This is a genomic window from Lederbergia panacisoli (assembly GCF_024626525.1).
In the GTDB taxonomy this organism is placed as follows: Bacteria; Bacillota; Bacilli; order Bacillales; family Bacillaceae_C; genus Lederbergia; species Lederbergia panacisoli.
This window is the reverse complement of record NZ_JANJGU010000016.1, coordinates 1-14,130: the sequence shown is the minus strand read 5'-3', so window position 1 is coordinate 14,130 and position 14,130 is coordinate 1. Positions and strand designations below refer to the sequence as shown.

General features: G+C 37.1%; 11 protein-coding genes. 7 read left to right on the top strand and 4 right to left on the bottom strand.

The window, feature by feature from the left end; translation table 11 throughout:
• From NQ185_RS16795 to NQ185_RS16770, 6 genes are all read left to right on the top strand, one after another.
• Nucleotides 1-1,728: a sensor histidine kinase gene (locus tag NQ185_RS16795; protein WP_257583175.1), complete on the top strand. Its 1,728-nt coding sequence runs from the start codon at nt 1-3 to the stop codon at nt 1,726-1,728.
• Nucleotides 1,725-2,360: a LuxR C-terminal-related transcriptional regulator gene (locus NQ185_RS16790; RefSeq protein WP_257583174.1), complete on the top strand. Its 636-nt coding sequence runs from the start codon at nt 1,725-1,727 to the stop codon at nt 2,358-2,360. The genes NQ185_RS16795 and NQ185_RS16790 overlap by 4 nt, the downstream gene beginning before the upstream one ends.
• Before the next feature lie 161 nt (nt 2,361-2,521).
• Entirely contained in the window at nt 2,522-3,145 is a 624-nt protein-coding gene (locus NQ185_RS16785) for a DUF1102 domain-containing protein (protein ID WP_257583173.1), read from the top strand.
• 95 nt (nt 3,146-3,240) lie between these two features.
• The gene (locus NQ185_RS16780) at nt 3,241-4,338 is read left to right on the top strand and encodes a signal peptidase I (protein ID WP_257583172.1); all 1,098 of its coding nucleotides are present in this window, start codon (nt 3,241-3,243) and stop codon (nt 4,336-4,338) included.
• 287 nt (nt 4,339-4,625) lie between these two features.
• Entirely contained in the window at nt 4,626-6,101 is a 1,476-nt protein-coding gene (locus tag NQ185_RS16775) for a multicopper oxidase family protein (protein WP_257583171.1), read from the top strand.
• Nucleotides 6,102-6,255: 154 nt separating this feature from the next.
• Nucleotides 6,256-6,861 carry a lysozyme inhibitor LprI family protein gene (locus NQ185_RS16770; protein WP_257583170.1) on the top strand — a complete coding sequence of 202 codons (606 nt, stop codon included), beginning with the start codon at nt 6,256-6,258 and terminating at the stop codon, nt 6,859-6,861.
• Nucleotides 6,862-7,072: 211 nt separating this feature from the next.
• Here NQ185_RS16770 and NQ185_RS16765 read toward each other — a convergent pair whose 3' ends face one another.
• Both NQ185_RS16765 and NQ185_RS16760 read right to left on the bottom strand, forming a co-directional pair.
• Nucleotides 7,073-7,669: a DJ-1/PfpI family protein gene (locus NQ185_RS16765; protein ID WP_257583169.1), complete on the bottom strand. Its 597-nt coding sequence runs from the start codon at nt 7,667-7,669 to the stop codon at nt 7,073-7,075.
• Between the two features lie 71 nt (nt 7,670-7,740).
• On the bottom strand, nt 7,741-10,551 hold the full coding sequence (locus NQ185_RS16760; protein WP_257583168.1) for a DUF8487 domain-containing protein: 2,811 nt from the start codon (nt 10,549-10,551) through the stop codon (nt 7,741-7,743).
• Between the two features lie 240 nt (nt 10,552-10,791).
• On the opposite strand from NQ185_RS16760, the gene NQ185_RS16755 reads away from it, so the two are divergent.
• The gene (locus NQ185_RS16755) at nt 10,792-12,000 is read left to right on the top strand and encodes an ATP-binding protein (protein ID WP_257583167.1); all 1,209 of its coding nucleotides are present in this window, start codon (nt 10,792-10,794) and stop codon (nt 11,998-12,000) included.
• A gap of 102 nt (nt 12,001-12,102) precedes the next feature.
• Here the strand turns inward: NQ185_RS16755 and NQ185_RS16750 are convergent, their stop codons facing one another.
• Entirely contained in the window at nt 12,103-12,342 is a 240-nt protein-coding gene (locus tag NQ185_RS16750) for a hypothetical protein (protein WP_257583166.1), read from the bottom strand.
• Nucleotides 12,343-12,789: 447 nt separating this feature from the next.
• Nucleotides 12,790-13,773 (bottom strand): outer membrane protein assembly factor BamB family protein, encoded by a 984-nt coding sequence (locus NQ185_RS16745; RefSeq protein ID WP_257583165.1) that lies wholly within the window; start codon nt 13,771-13,773, stop codon nt 12,790-12,792.
• Nucleotides 13,774-14,130 lie beyond the last annotated feature (357 nt).

Genomic DNA, 14,130 nt, shown 5'->3' with positions numbered 1-14,130 from the left:
ATGCTTAGCTATATTATGAAGAAGATAGGCATACATGAGTTTGAATCTGAGCAGCAAAAGGTATTCCATACATTCAGGTATTTTTCATGGTTCTTCACATCGTTATTTTACTTTTTCGGGAACCCACCATCACACTGGATATTTAAACTTGCGGTTATCATTCTTTTATATATTTCGGTAGTGATCATTACAAAGGCATATAAGAAATATGGGATTAATACTGAAGGTGCAAAAGCGTTTGTAATTTTTGAAACAGTAGGAATCATATTAGTCTTATTGCCGACGGGGGGATTAAATAGCCCATTTATTTGGTATGCATTAAATCCAGTGTTAATTTCAACAGGTTTTCCATCACCATACTTTTGTTGGTTAAATTTATTTGGCTATTTATCTGCATCCGCCGTAATCCCATATTTACTTTTTAATGAAAATGGCGTGAATTTATTCGGGATTTTATCCGCTAATTCACATTTAATTTTGATATTTATTCTGATCACACTTGTTGCCAAATTAATGACAGGCTTAACAAATAAACTAAAAGAGCAGAGAAATGAGTTGCAACAGGCAAATATCCTTTTAAAAGAAAGCAATAAAAGGACACAAGAAACAATGGAACATATTATGTCGCTGTATCAGGTTGTTGAAGCACTTGCTACCCAGCATAATCCAAGACATATATATCAGACTTTTGTAGATTATACCGCTAAACTTACACGATCAGATTTAGTATTTTATTGGATTGAATCTGATGAGAAGAATGAGGTAATGCAATATACGACAGGCATTTTTCCGCAAAGCATCGAAGGGGATCTCATGAATTCCCTAGGTAATTTATGGGGGAACAAATTACAGTTAGATAATAAAGTGAATTTGGATATAGGCGGTTATACATTTATTGTCGTGGTCGTAAAATCCCTATCAAAGGAATATGGGATGATTGGAATTAGAATAGATAACCTTAAATCAGACATAGTTGAATATGGGAAGCAACTAGAATTCGTCTCTGAATTAAGTGCAATCACACTTGAAAGGCTGCATTTAGAAGAAGTGAATGAAAGATTAATGGTTGCCGAGGAACAGAATCGGATCGCTAATGAAATGCACGATAGTGTTGCACAAAGACTATTTGGCATATCGTATATGGTCCATAGTGTTATTCAAAAATGGGAGGACATGACTACCTTTCAAATGCAGGAAAAGTTCCTGCTTTTGCAAGATTCAGCACGGTTAGCCATGAAGGAGTTACGATCCACTATATATGGACTTAGCTCGAGAAAAGAGGGGCGCAAAAGCTTTCAGGAAGATACTATGAGTTATCTTGACAATATCTCTAAATTAAACGACATAGCCATAGACGTTGAATTTACAGGGGACGAACAATTACTTGGGCTTTCGGAAAAAAGAGGATTGTATCGAGTTATTTGTGAGGCAACCGGTAATGCGATTCGCCATGGGAAATGCACTCTATTATTTATTAGACTTACTATAGGAGATTTTTATACGGAACTAAGCATTTCAGATAACGGCAAGGGCTTTGATGTAACCAATCTTGGAATTAAAAACGGCTATGGATTGGGGTTGCAAAATATGGAAAGATTGGTGAATGAATTGGGAGGCAGTTTCGATATTCATAGTGAAATAGATGTTTCAACTATCGTTCAGGTAACCATACCGAATAAGAAGGCAAACAGTGGAACCATTAATAAGAAGGGAGCATTGCAATTATGAAAATCGTACTCGTAGATGATCACCCTCTAGTCATCGAGGGACTTCTTTCTGTACTCAACCTTGAAAGTGATATTGAAATTTTGGGAGTAGGCAACAGTATATCAGAAGGAATAGAATTGATACGAATGAAAAACCCTGATTTAGTCTTGGTTGATTTAAAGTTAGGCCGAGAGTGTGGATTAGACCTTATTAGTGCAGCCAAGAAACTGGATATGAATAGTAAATTTATAGTCCTAACTTCATCCGCCTCCTATTCAGATTTTATGATGGCGGAGGAACATGGAGCGGAGGGATATGTTCTGAAACAAGCTTTGCCAGAGGAACTTATTTATGCTATTCGCATGGTTGGCCGCGGCAGAAAATATTATGACCCGGAGTTGCTGGAATATAAACTTAAACAAGATGAAAATAATTTTAATGAACAATTGACTTCAAGGGAATGGGAAGTTCTACAGGAGCTGAGCAAGGGATTGAATAATCGGCAAATCGCCAAAAAGCTATTTATATCAGAGAACACAGTAAAAAAACATATGAGCCAAATCTTTGCAAAGCTTGGTTTGCATGATCGTACACAAGCGGCACTTTATGTTAAAAACCTGGAACTGGACAAGCATGACCTTAGTCTCGTATAGCAAATTTTTTTACATATTTATCATCTTAGACATGCTACTTAAGTAGTAGTAGACAATTACACTAATTGTTCCTATGAAACTACCATTAGGTGTGATGTTAACCCTCGTAGGTTTTTATACTATTAAGTTGTAAATAAAACCAATACGAGGAGGAAGTAAAAATGAAAAGAAAAGGTTTTGTAGCTTTTATACTGCTAATTGTAGCAGCGCTAACAGCAGCAATGGGAACGGGAGCGATTGATGTATTTAAGGCGGATCGTTCTGCAGCGATGAAGGTCGTAACAGATACAAACGGTCTTATATCACTAGTAGGTGACGGATTGTATGCAAAAGAAGCAGCAAGTGGGAAGTTGACGCTTGATTTCACGAATACTGCTAATGGTGGGAAAGGTTTTAACCCTCAAGCGAATTCGGAATTCAATGAAGTATTTACAGTAACGAACAAAAGTGAAAAGTCCGTTTACGTTTGGTTGGAAGCAGACGGGTGGAGTTCACAACATAATGCAGGTCTTCAATACAGAATTAATAATACAGACGGTGTTGTAACAAACGTAGACGCTTGGTATGGAAACACTCAGCCTAGTGGAAAAAATCTTCTGGATAGTACTGGAATGAACTTCGTAAATGGAGTAGGGAAAGAGGCTTACGTATTACTAAGCCCTGGCCAAAAATTTGATGTAAATATTTATGTTAATACTGTGCTAGCAAATGGTTATGGAAGTCCAGGAAGTGATTGGAGCCATACAGTAAAAGTTAAAGCCAGCACGACTAAACCTACACGTTAATACGAAAAGCTATTCTTGAAATACTGAATAAACATATATGGAACTTTGGATTACACTCTAACCCGAAGTTCCATCTTTTAATCGGAGATGGGGATTTGGATAAACTATCGAAAATAACAAGCATATTACTCTATGTAACTATCATCACAGGACTAATATTCATTATTGCCTTCCGATTTATGGGGAGTGAATTACCCGTCAGTCTAGGGTATGTTTATTCCGAAAGCATGGAGCCCACTATCATGACAAATGATGGGTATTTTCTTATTCATTCTAAGAACTACGAGGTGGGTGATATTATCACTTTCAAACCGAAGTTCTTAAAGGAGCCTTATGTTACACATAGAATAGTCGATGTGATGGAAGATCATACATTTATAACAAAAGGAGATAATAACCCGTCTTTAGACCAAGAGGTTGGAGAACCCCCTGTCAATCATAAGCAGATCCAAGGAAAGGTCTTTACGATAAACGGGACCCCGCTAATTATTCCACGTTTAGGCACAATATCCGAGAAATTTAATATTTTCACACTCATTGCAATTGTTGTAGGGCTATACGCGGTTGATTTTCTATTTAAATCCTTTTCTAAAAAACCTAAACATTATAAACGAAAAAATGCCAAACGGCTGCGCTTGATACATATTTCTTCTTTTTTTGACCCTGTATTCATAGCATTTTGTGCAATTATAATTCTAAATTCTATTTTTATTGGGCTCACTGTAAAAAGCTCTAATACGGATCAGATCCCCTTCATCGTTGTAAGTACAAAGGGACTTTCATCTCCTACACCTGGAGAAGAATTTACTAGAGAATTAAGTCTAGAAAATAAAACTTGGCTGCCTTTTGTGGTATTTTTGGAGCCAAAAAGCAAAGGTACTGTCGTGAACCCACCCAAGCTGTCTTTTTCGTCAAATCAATATTACGATTATACCGCGACGATTGTGGCTCCAGGGGAAGTAGGTGCGTACACGGAAACGATTCATAAAGTTGCCTACCCCAATATCCTACCGGTTAAATGGATAGATTATATGTATTCCAAACACAAGCTGTTACCGTTATCCATAATATTTATGCCTGGGGTTCTGTTAAATATTGGTTTGTATATATGGTGGTCAAAACGGACTCAATTAGGAAGAAGAAAGGTTTACGGATGGCTTATACCGTTTAGGAAGTATATAAGAAATTGGTAATAAGCAATAATTTTCACCCCATAGAGATTTATTGAAGGCAAGTATAGATAATTATTCTGTACTTGCCTTTTTAATCTTCCCTTGTAGGTACCTACGACAAAGCCTTTTTGCGATTTGAATAATTGATTTTTATTTTATATAAGGAAAATTTAATACTGCACAACGACCCCGTTAGATATTATGTGCCAATTTTATGAAGAAATCAGAATTACCAATGGATCATCCAGAAATGGTAGTACAATAGTTTATATAACTACCAATGAGTAAGAAAGGAAGTAACGAAAAAATTGAAATCATTTCACATATATATTGGTCTATTCATTTCGCTGCTTGCTATTAGTTTAGCGGGTTGCGGAAAAGGGGATGTCGTAACGAATGTTGGTAAGTTAGACTTTGATCAGCCTTTAAATATTCCGCCATTACTGGAACCGACAATGGAATCTGATGGTTCAAAACATTTTACATTAACGATGCAAACAGGAAAGACAGAGTTTTTGCCGGGGAAGATGGCAGATACAGCGGGGATTAATGGTATGTATTTGGGTCCGACGATTAGGGCGGCACGAGGTGACAAGGTTTCTTTCGATGTTGTAAATGATTTGGGTGAGCAATCCACTTTACACTGGCACGGTATGAAGTTGCCAGCTGTTATGGACGGGGGACCGCACCAAATGATTGAAGCAGGTGAGACGTGGTCGCCGCATTGGACTATTGACCAACCGTCTGCAACTACTTGGTTCCATCCTCACTTGCATGGAAAAACAGCGGAGCATGTATATCGTGGGCTTGCAGGCATGTTTATTATCGATGATGAGGACTCTAAAAAACTTCCTTCCAATTATGGTGTCGATGATATTCCACTCATTGTTCAAGACAAGTTGTTTACGGATGATGGAAAGTTTTTAGAGGATGATGAGGGGATATTTGGCACACTTGGTGATGAAATACTAGTTAATGGAACGTATGACCCTTATCTTAAAGTGACAGCAAGCCAGGTACGTTTTCGCTTGCTTAATGGTTCAAATGCAAGAGCTTATAATTTTGGGTTCAACGATGGCAAGACCTTTAAGCTTGTAGCAAATGATGCCGGGCTTCTACAAGAGCCTGTCACTATGGACCGTGTAATATTAAGTCCAGGTGAACGTGCTGAAATTGTTGTTGAATTTGAACCGGGAGAGGAAACAGTGCTCCATAGTTTTAATGGACCTCCTGGTATTGGTATTGGAGAATTTGATTTGTTAAAAATGATTGCTGCTCCTGAATTGACTGAGTCAGCCCCAATAGACGGGAAGCTTTCAACCGTTCCAGACATTGAGGCCCCAGAAAATGCTAAGGTTCGCCTCTTCAAATTAACGATGGAAAACAAAATTAATGATCAATATATGGATATGTATCGAATTGACGAGGTTGTTCCGGCCGGTGCGACAGAAATATGGGAGATCAATAACTTTGGTCATTCTCATAACTTTCATATCCATAATGCAGCATTTCGAGTCTTGAGCGTAAATGATAAGGAACCCCCTGAGTACGAAAGGGGAAGAAAGGATACCGTGTTTATCCCTAATGGGTCAAAGGTAAGAATTGTAGTGGAGTTCGCGAATTATTCCGATCCCAATTTCCCGCTTATGTATCACTGCCATTTATTGCGTCATGAAGATGATGGCATGATGGGCCAATTTTTACTCGTTGAACCTGGTACGGAAGAGGATGTACCGACAACACTTCCCAAAGGGGAAAATGCTGGTGACCATGCTGGTCATTAAGATTGGATAAAATTATACTTTTGAAGGCAGGACATTTATTTGACGATGTTCCTGCTTTTTTGATTTTATCAAATGAACTTTCATATTTGTGTTACCCTTATAAATAGTAGATACAAAATGCTATAAGTAATGATTTTCAAAAGGGGTTTAAAAAATGAAAAAGAATCGGAAGCTTTTAATAGTGATGTTAACAGTAGTATTAGGTTTATTAGCAGCTTGTGCAAATTCAGATGATGAGTTAAAATCCGCCTCAAATGATCAGTCATCAAATGTGGACGCAGCCAATCAAACAGAACACTCATCAGAAGAAGCCGACAATTCCGAGCTAAGTGATCAAGAAGACACATCTATAGATCCAAATGAAGAGCTGAATTCTAGTAATCTTGAAAGTGATAGTTCTGAAAATCACAAGGAAGAATATCTGGAAAAATTCAATGATACTAAAAAAGAAATGGATGAATTGCAAAGGAATTCAAAGGATACAGCAACATACGCAATGAAAAAAGTGGAAGATGATCGTTATGATGTTTGGGATGATTGGTTGAATGAGGTATACGGGGTCTTAAAGGAACAGCTTTCTACAGAAGAAATGGACCAATTGAGAATAGAGCAACGGGATTGGATAAAATATCGAGATGATACTGCATTGGAGGCATCTCTAAAATACAAAGGCGGTACAGCGGAACATTTAGAATATGTAACTGTGCAAGCAAATCTTACGGAAGAAAGATGCTATGAATTAGTTCAAAATTATATGTAGTAACTTTACCCAATCATTCAGTGCAAAGATGGCCATCATCTTAACAGTAACTTTTTATGATTAAGGTGCTGATTGGCTTTAACAATCATTATAAAACCGAAGGGCTTAGATCATGAATATCTAAGCCCTTCACATGACCTTGAGTATAATGGACTTAGGGAGAAGATGAGCAGTTCCCTTGTCCAAGAGGGAATCATTCAATTTAACTGGGTCAAACCTTCCAATCATACTCCATCAGTTTAGCTGTATGTTTCGCCCGTTCTTCTCCCAATAATTTACTCACTACATATAGGGACATATCAATTCCAGCAGATACACCAGCTGAAAGGATGACTTTTCCATTGTCAATATAACGGGCGTTTTCAATTATTTCCGCTGATTCTGGAGCAATTTCCTTTAATTCGTTCATAGCAAGGCGATTTGTCGTAAGTTTTAATCCATCCAGCAAATTTGCTTTGGCTAGAATTAAAGCTCCAGTACAAACAGATAGGAGATGTTCAACGTCCTTTGATACCTCGTGAATCCAATTCGTGAGGATTTCGTTTTGCATTTCTTTTCTAGAGCCCCATCCTCCCGGTATGATTAATAGATCAGGCTTAGGGCAGTTATAAATGGTATACGTTGGGTTGACGCTGAGATTCCCTAATGCAATGATAGGGCGGTTGTGTTCAGCCACTGTGTAGACGTTGAAATCTTTCCCCCGGTTGCTTCCGGTAATAAATACTTCAAACGGTCCTGTGAAATCTAATACTTCTACATTGTCGAAAATCAAGATTGCTACATTTCTAGGTCGCCGCACTTCCTCCATACCATCATCTCCCCTTAATAATAGGCAATGCTTTAAAAAGGTGTTGAAAATTAAGCAATTTTTATGGTCGCCTAAATAAATAAACTTTTCAGTTCATCGGATGTCATGGTGTACGACGGTGACAGTGCATCACTTGAAATATATTGACTTAGGCTGTATAGGAGCCAAGCCGCATCTTTTGATCCTCCTGATGATAGGGTGTGTAAAGGGCTAGAGCAAATGAGAATATGCCCGCCATTTTCCAAAGTGACTTCATAGATTAAACCAAGACGATGATTGCGTTCGAAGTTATCGATTGTCTGAACAATTGGTTCGATACGGGTATCATCCAAGATGGTAGAACTAGAATTCATGACAACGTCCCACCACTGTGGAGTTGAATAAGATTCACTTGGGAAAAAGGTTAATGCTGAATGGGACTCTTTAATTAGCAAGCCCATTGTACCAATTGGTATTTCTTTTCCCATACTTTCAGAAATTGAACGGAACATCGGATAACACCAGAAGTCGGTGCTATATGTACCTTGTATAGAGTTAGGATTTTGCGACGGTTCTAACAATAATAGAGCATTCTTGCCATTTGCAGCTTTCTCTATGGCTGCGTCAACCGATGTAACGTAAGAAATTTCTGTAACATCCGGACATTCGGGATAGATCCAAAGGTCATACGTATTTTTTATATCTGTCTCGTCAATGGAAATCGCTAATTCCATCTTCGTCGGTTCGCTGACGGAAGGGACCTGAATCATTATTGCCCCTAAGTGAAAGACGCCTGTATCTGTAATATCCGCAACATCAAGCGTCTCGCTAACACCATTCAGACTGTAACGAATCGCAGGATGTACTAAAGACTGCTTACGATAGTAAGAGAGTGTCATGTTTACTTTTAATTTGCTTGCGCCAGCCAAAATATAATCAGCAAATTCTGCTTGAAGTACAGCATCCGAACAGAACATCCGCCATTCTTCCGCTGTTACGATGCCTTTATTGTCCATAAACGCATCGAGCATGCCTACTAAAGCTGTTCCTTGCCCGGAAAAATCCTGTAGATCCAATATTTGATAGCCTGCCAAGTTGCTTGTGCGGATCGCTGTTTCTAATTCATCTTTATAACAGGCAGCTGCCAATTTCCCGGAAGAGTGAAAATAACCCTCAGACAATGAAAGAAGCCCTTTTTCCTCTAAGCGCTCGCGGAAGACTTCAAAATTACGTGCTTTTAAAGGACCTGTATATTTTTTTATTTCAGCAAAATTGGGATATGTTTGATATTGACCAATCTCATGAGAGACAACGGGTATTTTCGGAACCAATTCCTCTTTTAGATCGGTTAATTTAACCCGTTTCACACCTGTTCCATATTGAATTTCAATTGTGCCATCTTCGCCCACCTCGGTAGCTTTTTCGGTATATGGAGGATGAATCGCTTCTTCGTAGTTTCTATTTGTGCCGGGTTTATTCACTTGTACATGTCCTAAAGGTGCGTCACACATAGCATAGGAGCCGCGAATTTGCCGATCCATGGTGAAACGAACGCCACTGAAGAAGTCATCGTTTGGCTGGATATTAGGTACCCACTGAAAGTTATTAGAGCCTTGGGTATACAAGTGTCTGTTGTCGTATTCTTTATAACGGCCAACTAATTCATTGATTGATTCGGGGCTGCCCCAAAGCTCGTTTCCCATTGACATCATCACGAACGATGGATGGTTGCCGAATTCATCCAACATACGGAAACCTTCTTGAATCAAATAGTTTTGGGCAGATGCGTCATGATTTTCATCTTTCTCTTCCGTAAAGGTACCCCAAAAAGGCAATTCCGGCTGCATATAAATTCCCAATAGATCTGCCGCAATGAAAGCGGCCTTCGGAGGGCAGCATGTATGAAAACGATAATGATTGATTCCGTATTCTTTCGAGGTTTTCATGTGAGCATACCATCCATCTACATCCATCGGTGCATACCCCGTTAACGGAAAGATCATGCCCTCGTGTTTACCTCGCAAAAATGTTTTCCGTCCGTTAATAGAAAAATGGGTACCCTCTGCTTTAAATACTTTTAATCCGAAAAAAGTAGTTTCAGAGTCTGAATTCGTTTGTTCGTCCGTAATGGTTGCAGTAATTTGATAGACACCAGGGTCATATTCATCCCACAATACAGCATCATCAGGAAAAACATATGCTAGATTAATATGATTTTCCCCCTTGTTTAATTGGACAGCTTTTGAAAAAGGTGCAGGGATAGGATATGTTTGATTTTTCGGATAGGGAGCCGCTGTAAGTACTAATTGTGTGTTGCAATCCATTTCTGAAAATACGGTGATGTTAACAAGGGCTTGAACGTTTTCTTTCGATTCAACGCGTAACTTAGTAATCCGAAAAGCATCGTAAAAAGATAATGAAATTTCACCTAAAATGCCGTTCCAATTTGTTTGAGTATCAGGGGATGTCATATGTCCGCCGCCAACAGGATAATCGACGTTGCTTGTCATAATCGTAAGTTTATGTTGTGCTGATGAGATGTATTTTGTTACATCGTATTTGTGGGAAGTACATAGGCTATTCTCGGTGCCAACATACTGGTCATCAATCCAAACATGAGAAATGCGAGTGCGTTCTAATGTAAGAATTGCAGTCCTGCCTATATCAGAAGGTTCAATCGTTAGGCTTTTTGAAAACCAAGCATAACCTTCTGTTTTATATGTATCTGTTAAATGTCCTAGAGCTACCTCCGGGTTGGGTTCTCCTTTTTTGGCGTAAGAAGTAGTGTTGGGAAGTGTTATCGAGTCTGTAAAATTGTCATTCTCAAAATGCTCTTGCAACCCCTTTTTTTCATTATCCAGCATAAAGCCCCATCCGCCGCTTAAGTCCATTACATGTTTCATAAAATTCCTCATTTCAAGTAGTAATTATGTTGTTTTGTATAATTTAACCATATCATGATATTCCTTGGAAACAATGAAATAAAGATCTGGAGAATTGCTAAAAGGAGAAGGCAAGGTGATCAATTGTGTTTCGGAAAACCTGTAAAAAGAGGGCTTTTATCTTTCTTTCATAGTAAGATGGGGTGTATGCAAAAATATATCCATGAGAATATTAAATGAAGCATCAAAAAAGGGGTAAGCATGAAAGATTTTTATACTAATGTAAATAAAAAATTATACTATTTTATAATGTTCAGTCTAATCATTTTTATGACAATGGGGTTATTTATTGATAATCCCCGTATGGGTGATTATGGGATCGGTTATATCTTGCATGTTGCACTTGTTGTTATTCTCTCGATCTGTTTATTACTGTATCCTAGATATGAAACCCGCGTTTTTAGAATCATCATAATAATTGTAGCTTCCGCTTATTTTTATACGATTTTCTTTTTATATCCAGATACTGGGTCGGGCTTTATTTTTCTATGTTTCATTCCTACATTCTCCATCTTGTTTTTTAATGCCAAGCTTTTTTACTTTTCTTTGGCATTAAACAGTATATCTATCACGATTACTTATATCTATATCATACTTTTTGGTCAAGACTACTTCGTTAAACAGGATTTAATAGGAAATATAATAAACTTTTTTGGGATTCAAGTGATCATTTTCTTTATATTTTATTTAACATATGGTCGGATAAAAAAACAACAATTATATTATGAAGAATTAAAGCAGACGGAGCGTTTGAAGATAACTGGCCATTTGGCAGCTGCAGTTGCTCATGAAATACGAAATCCTTTGACCGTTGTAAAAGGATTTTTGGAGCTTTACGAAACAGATCCTGCAGTTAATGATGACTTAAAGAGGCATTATCGTTTGATGATTGATGAATTGAATACTGCAAATCACGTCATTTCCCAATTATTATCTGTTGCAAAGCCAAATAATGATGAAAGCGTGGAAACAGTGAATGTAATGAATGTACTTCAGAGTGTAACAGATTTACTGCGTTCATATGGACTTTTGCGTGAGAATCATATTGAACTGCATGTGAAGGAAGAGTGTTTTATCGACGCGAACACGATCGAAATTAAACAGTTATTCCTCAATATTATTAAAAATGCAATTGAAGCATCGGAAATTGGTGGTTTAGTTAAGGTAACCGCTGATAGAAACGATGATTTTGTTGAGATTAAAGTAACTGATTATGGGCAAGGAATGTCTGAAGCGGAAGTTGAGTTTTTAGGTACTCCTTTTTACTCATTAAAAAGTAAAGGCACGGGCTTGGGTATGATGATTTGCTACAATATTGCAGAAAAATATAATGGCGCCATTGTTTTCCAAAGTTCGAAGGGTGAAGGAACTACGGTTACAATTCGCTTTCCTTCAAAAAGTAATTTATAAGTAAACGAGTAAGGGGCTAATTTTATGAAAAATTAGCCCCTTACTCGAGGAATACATGAAAATATAACAAAAGGGCAGCTGCTAATCTGCCCTTTTGTAGTCTTACTCACTATAAACAATACGTTCCAACTCACGTCTTTTTTCTTCGTCATTGTTATACCAAAACATATAATCGGCCAATGCCTTTTCCTGTGCAGTTTTCTTAGGTATTTCATCAACCTCTATATAATTATCAACTGTTCGTAATACTAACTCTGCAATTTCATTAATATCACAAGAATACAATTCAGCAATAGATCGACGGCGTCTATTTTTATTTTCCATTTTGGTAGGGTTCTCCATAAGTTCTAACCTCTCTCGTTTAAACTCAAGAAATTTCTTAGAATGTTTCATTATATTCATAAAAACATTAATTGACTTGAAGTTAAATAACCTCTGAATGATATACCATTTAATATAATAGATAGCTTTAATTTAAATATTGCAACCAATCTTGCTGGACGTCTGCACATTTGCAAAAGGGGATCCTCTTGTTAATCTCCCAATACAAGGATGCTCTTTTCCTCATTTTCATAAATCTTTTCACGAACCAAGGTGTCCTTTCTTCGGCTTCATCGATATATACCATATCATGGGAGGTAGTGCTAAGTGTTAGTGGGAAATCTTATCTAATACGTAGTTCAAGACCGATTACCGCATGAATCATTTGTTTTCTAAAGGCTTGGCTATTTGAAAGAAAGGGGCTGTTTTAAAAGTCGATTAACTGACTTTCAAAACAGCCCCTTATGCTTATTTTAACGTATAATATTTAAATTGAAATGCGCCTTTTTTGTGGGTTAATGAGTAAACTCCGCTTGTATAAGTATTAAAATCAAAATCCTTCGTTTTTGACTGAGCTAATACCTTACCGTTTTTATTAAATTTGCGTATATAGTAAGTGCTTCGGAAATTCGCATCCCTTTGGAAGTAACGTACATAAATACTTCGGGGGTTTGTTGCCGAAAATATTTGCGGAGCAAGGTAATTATTCTCGTTTAATTTAAATAAACTAATGATTTTTCCTTTTGAGCTGAACCATATGATTTGATTACTACCGTCTATCATACAAAAATCATCATTTTTATTAAATATGCCACTACTTATGTAGAAATCTTTTGATTTATTTTGCCATTTTAGCTTTCCTTTATTTGAATATACCTTTAAGTAGTAACCCTTTTTGTTATACATTTCTATGGCTGCCGTTCCATTTGGGGAAAGAATTATCTCCTGAATTCCATGTCCTTTCGGCGCGGTCACTTTCCACCGTAGTTTTTTATTATTCATTACAAATACATTCTTATTAGTAACAAAGTAGAAATTGCCGTTTTTGGGATTAATCTCAAGGTTATTTATCTCGTCCTTAGTATTTAACTTGTACGTCCAAAGGATTTTTCCATTTTTGGGGTTGATCTTATTTATTTTTTTTCTAGATTGATCGGAAAAAAATAGATCTCCATTCTTTGTTGTGAATAATCCACCGTTCAGAAGGTTTTTATTAGACCATTCTACTTTTCCTTTTAAGTTAATTTTCTTTAAGCCCTTTTGTGAATTAATAATAATTCCATTTTTATTTGCCAAAACTTGAGAAACAGTTCCCAAACTTGCATCGTTTGCCTTTTCATAAACTTTTTTACCTTGTGAATTGTACACTAGGATCGAGTTATTTAAACTAGTTGGTTTTTGATAATAATTTACTGTAGTATATCCACTTTCATTCATGTAAGGCCCAAACATATCAACAGCCTTGAATGATTTCGATGTCCATTTATGTTCAAGCGCAGGTGGATAGGAAGCAGCGTATGTATGACCACCTATACTGATCATAAATAAAAATAATGAAGTAATAATGATTAATAGTTTCTTATACAAGCAAAACGCCCCTTACCCCTTTTAATTATCTGAATACTCCCTAATAATACCACTTACTAGGAAAAACTTACTATATTTTTATGAAAGTTTTATGTCAACGCCCAGAACACCCGTGATTTAAATCGTGGGATGAATGGGTGTTTTCCTTCTTAGATATCATGTAAATGAGTTGCAAACATATGTTCCATTTCGTATAATTGAATTATAGAAATGGAGGTGATA

What these genes read in the sequence shown, in the direction of transcription:
- NQ185_RS16785 (WP_257583173.1), top strand. Translation starts at nt 2,522, where the DNA reads ATGAAAAGAAAAGGTTTTGTAGCTTTTATACTGCTAATTGTAGCAGCG.
- NQ185_RS16745 (WP_257583165.1), bottom strand. Translation starts at nt 13,773, where the DNA reads ATGTTTGGGCCTTACATGAATGAAAGTGGATATACTACAGTAAATTAT.
- NQ185_RS16770 (WP_257583170.1), top strand. Translation starts at nt 6,256, where the DNA reads ATGAAAAAGAATCGGAAGCTTTTAATAGTGATGTTAACAGTAGTATTA.
- NQ185_RS16755 (WP_257583167.1), top strand. Translation starts at nt 10,792, where the DNA reads ATGAAAGATTTTTATACTAATGTAAATAAAAAATTATACTATTTTATA.
- NQ185_RS16795 (WP_257583175.1), top strand. Translation starts at nt 1, where the DNA reads ATGCTTAGCTATATTATGAAGAAGATAGGCATACATGAGTTTGAATCT.
- NQ185_RS16760 (WP_257583168.1), bottom strand. Translation starts at nt 10,551, where the DNA reads ATGAAACATGTAATGGACTTAAGCGGCGGATGGGGCTTTATGCTGGAT.
- NQ185_RS16750 (WP_257583166.1), bottom strand. Translation starts at nt 12,342, where the DNA reads ATGGAGAACCCTACCAAAATGGAAAATAAAAATAGACGCCGTCGATCT.
- NQ185_RS16765 (WP_257583169.1), bottom strand. Translation starts at nt 7,669, where the DNA reads ATGGAGGAAGTGCGGCGACCTAGAAATGTAGCAATCTTGATTTTCGAC.
- NQ185_RS16790 (WP_257583174.1), top strand. Translation starts at nt 1,725, where the DNA reads ATGAAAATCGTACTCGTAGATGATCACCCTCTAGTCATCGAGGGACTT.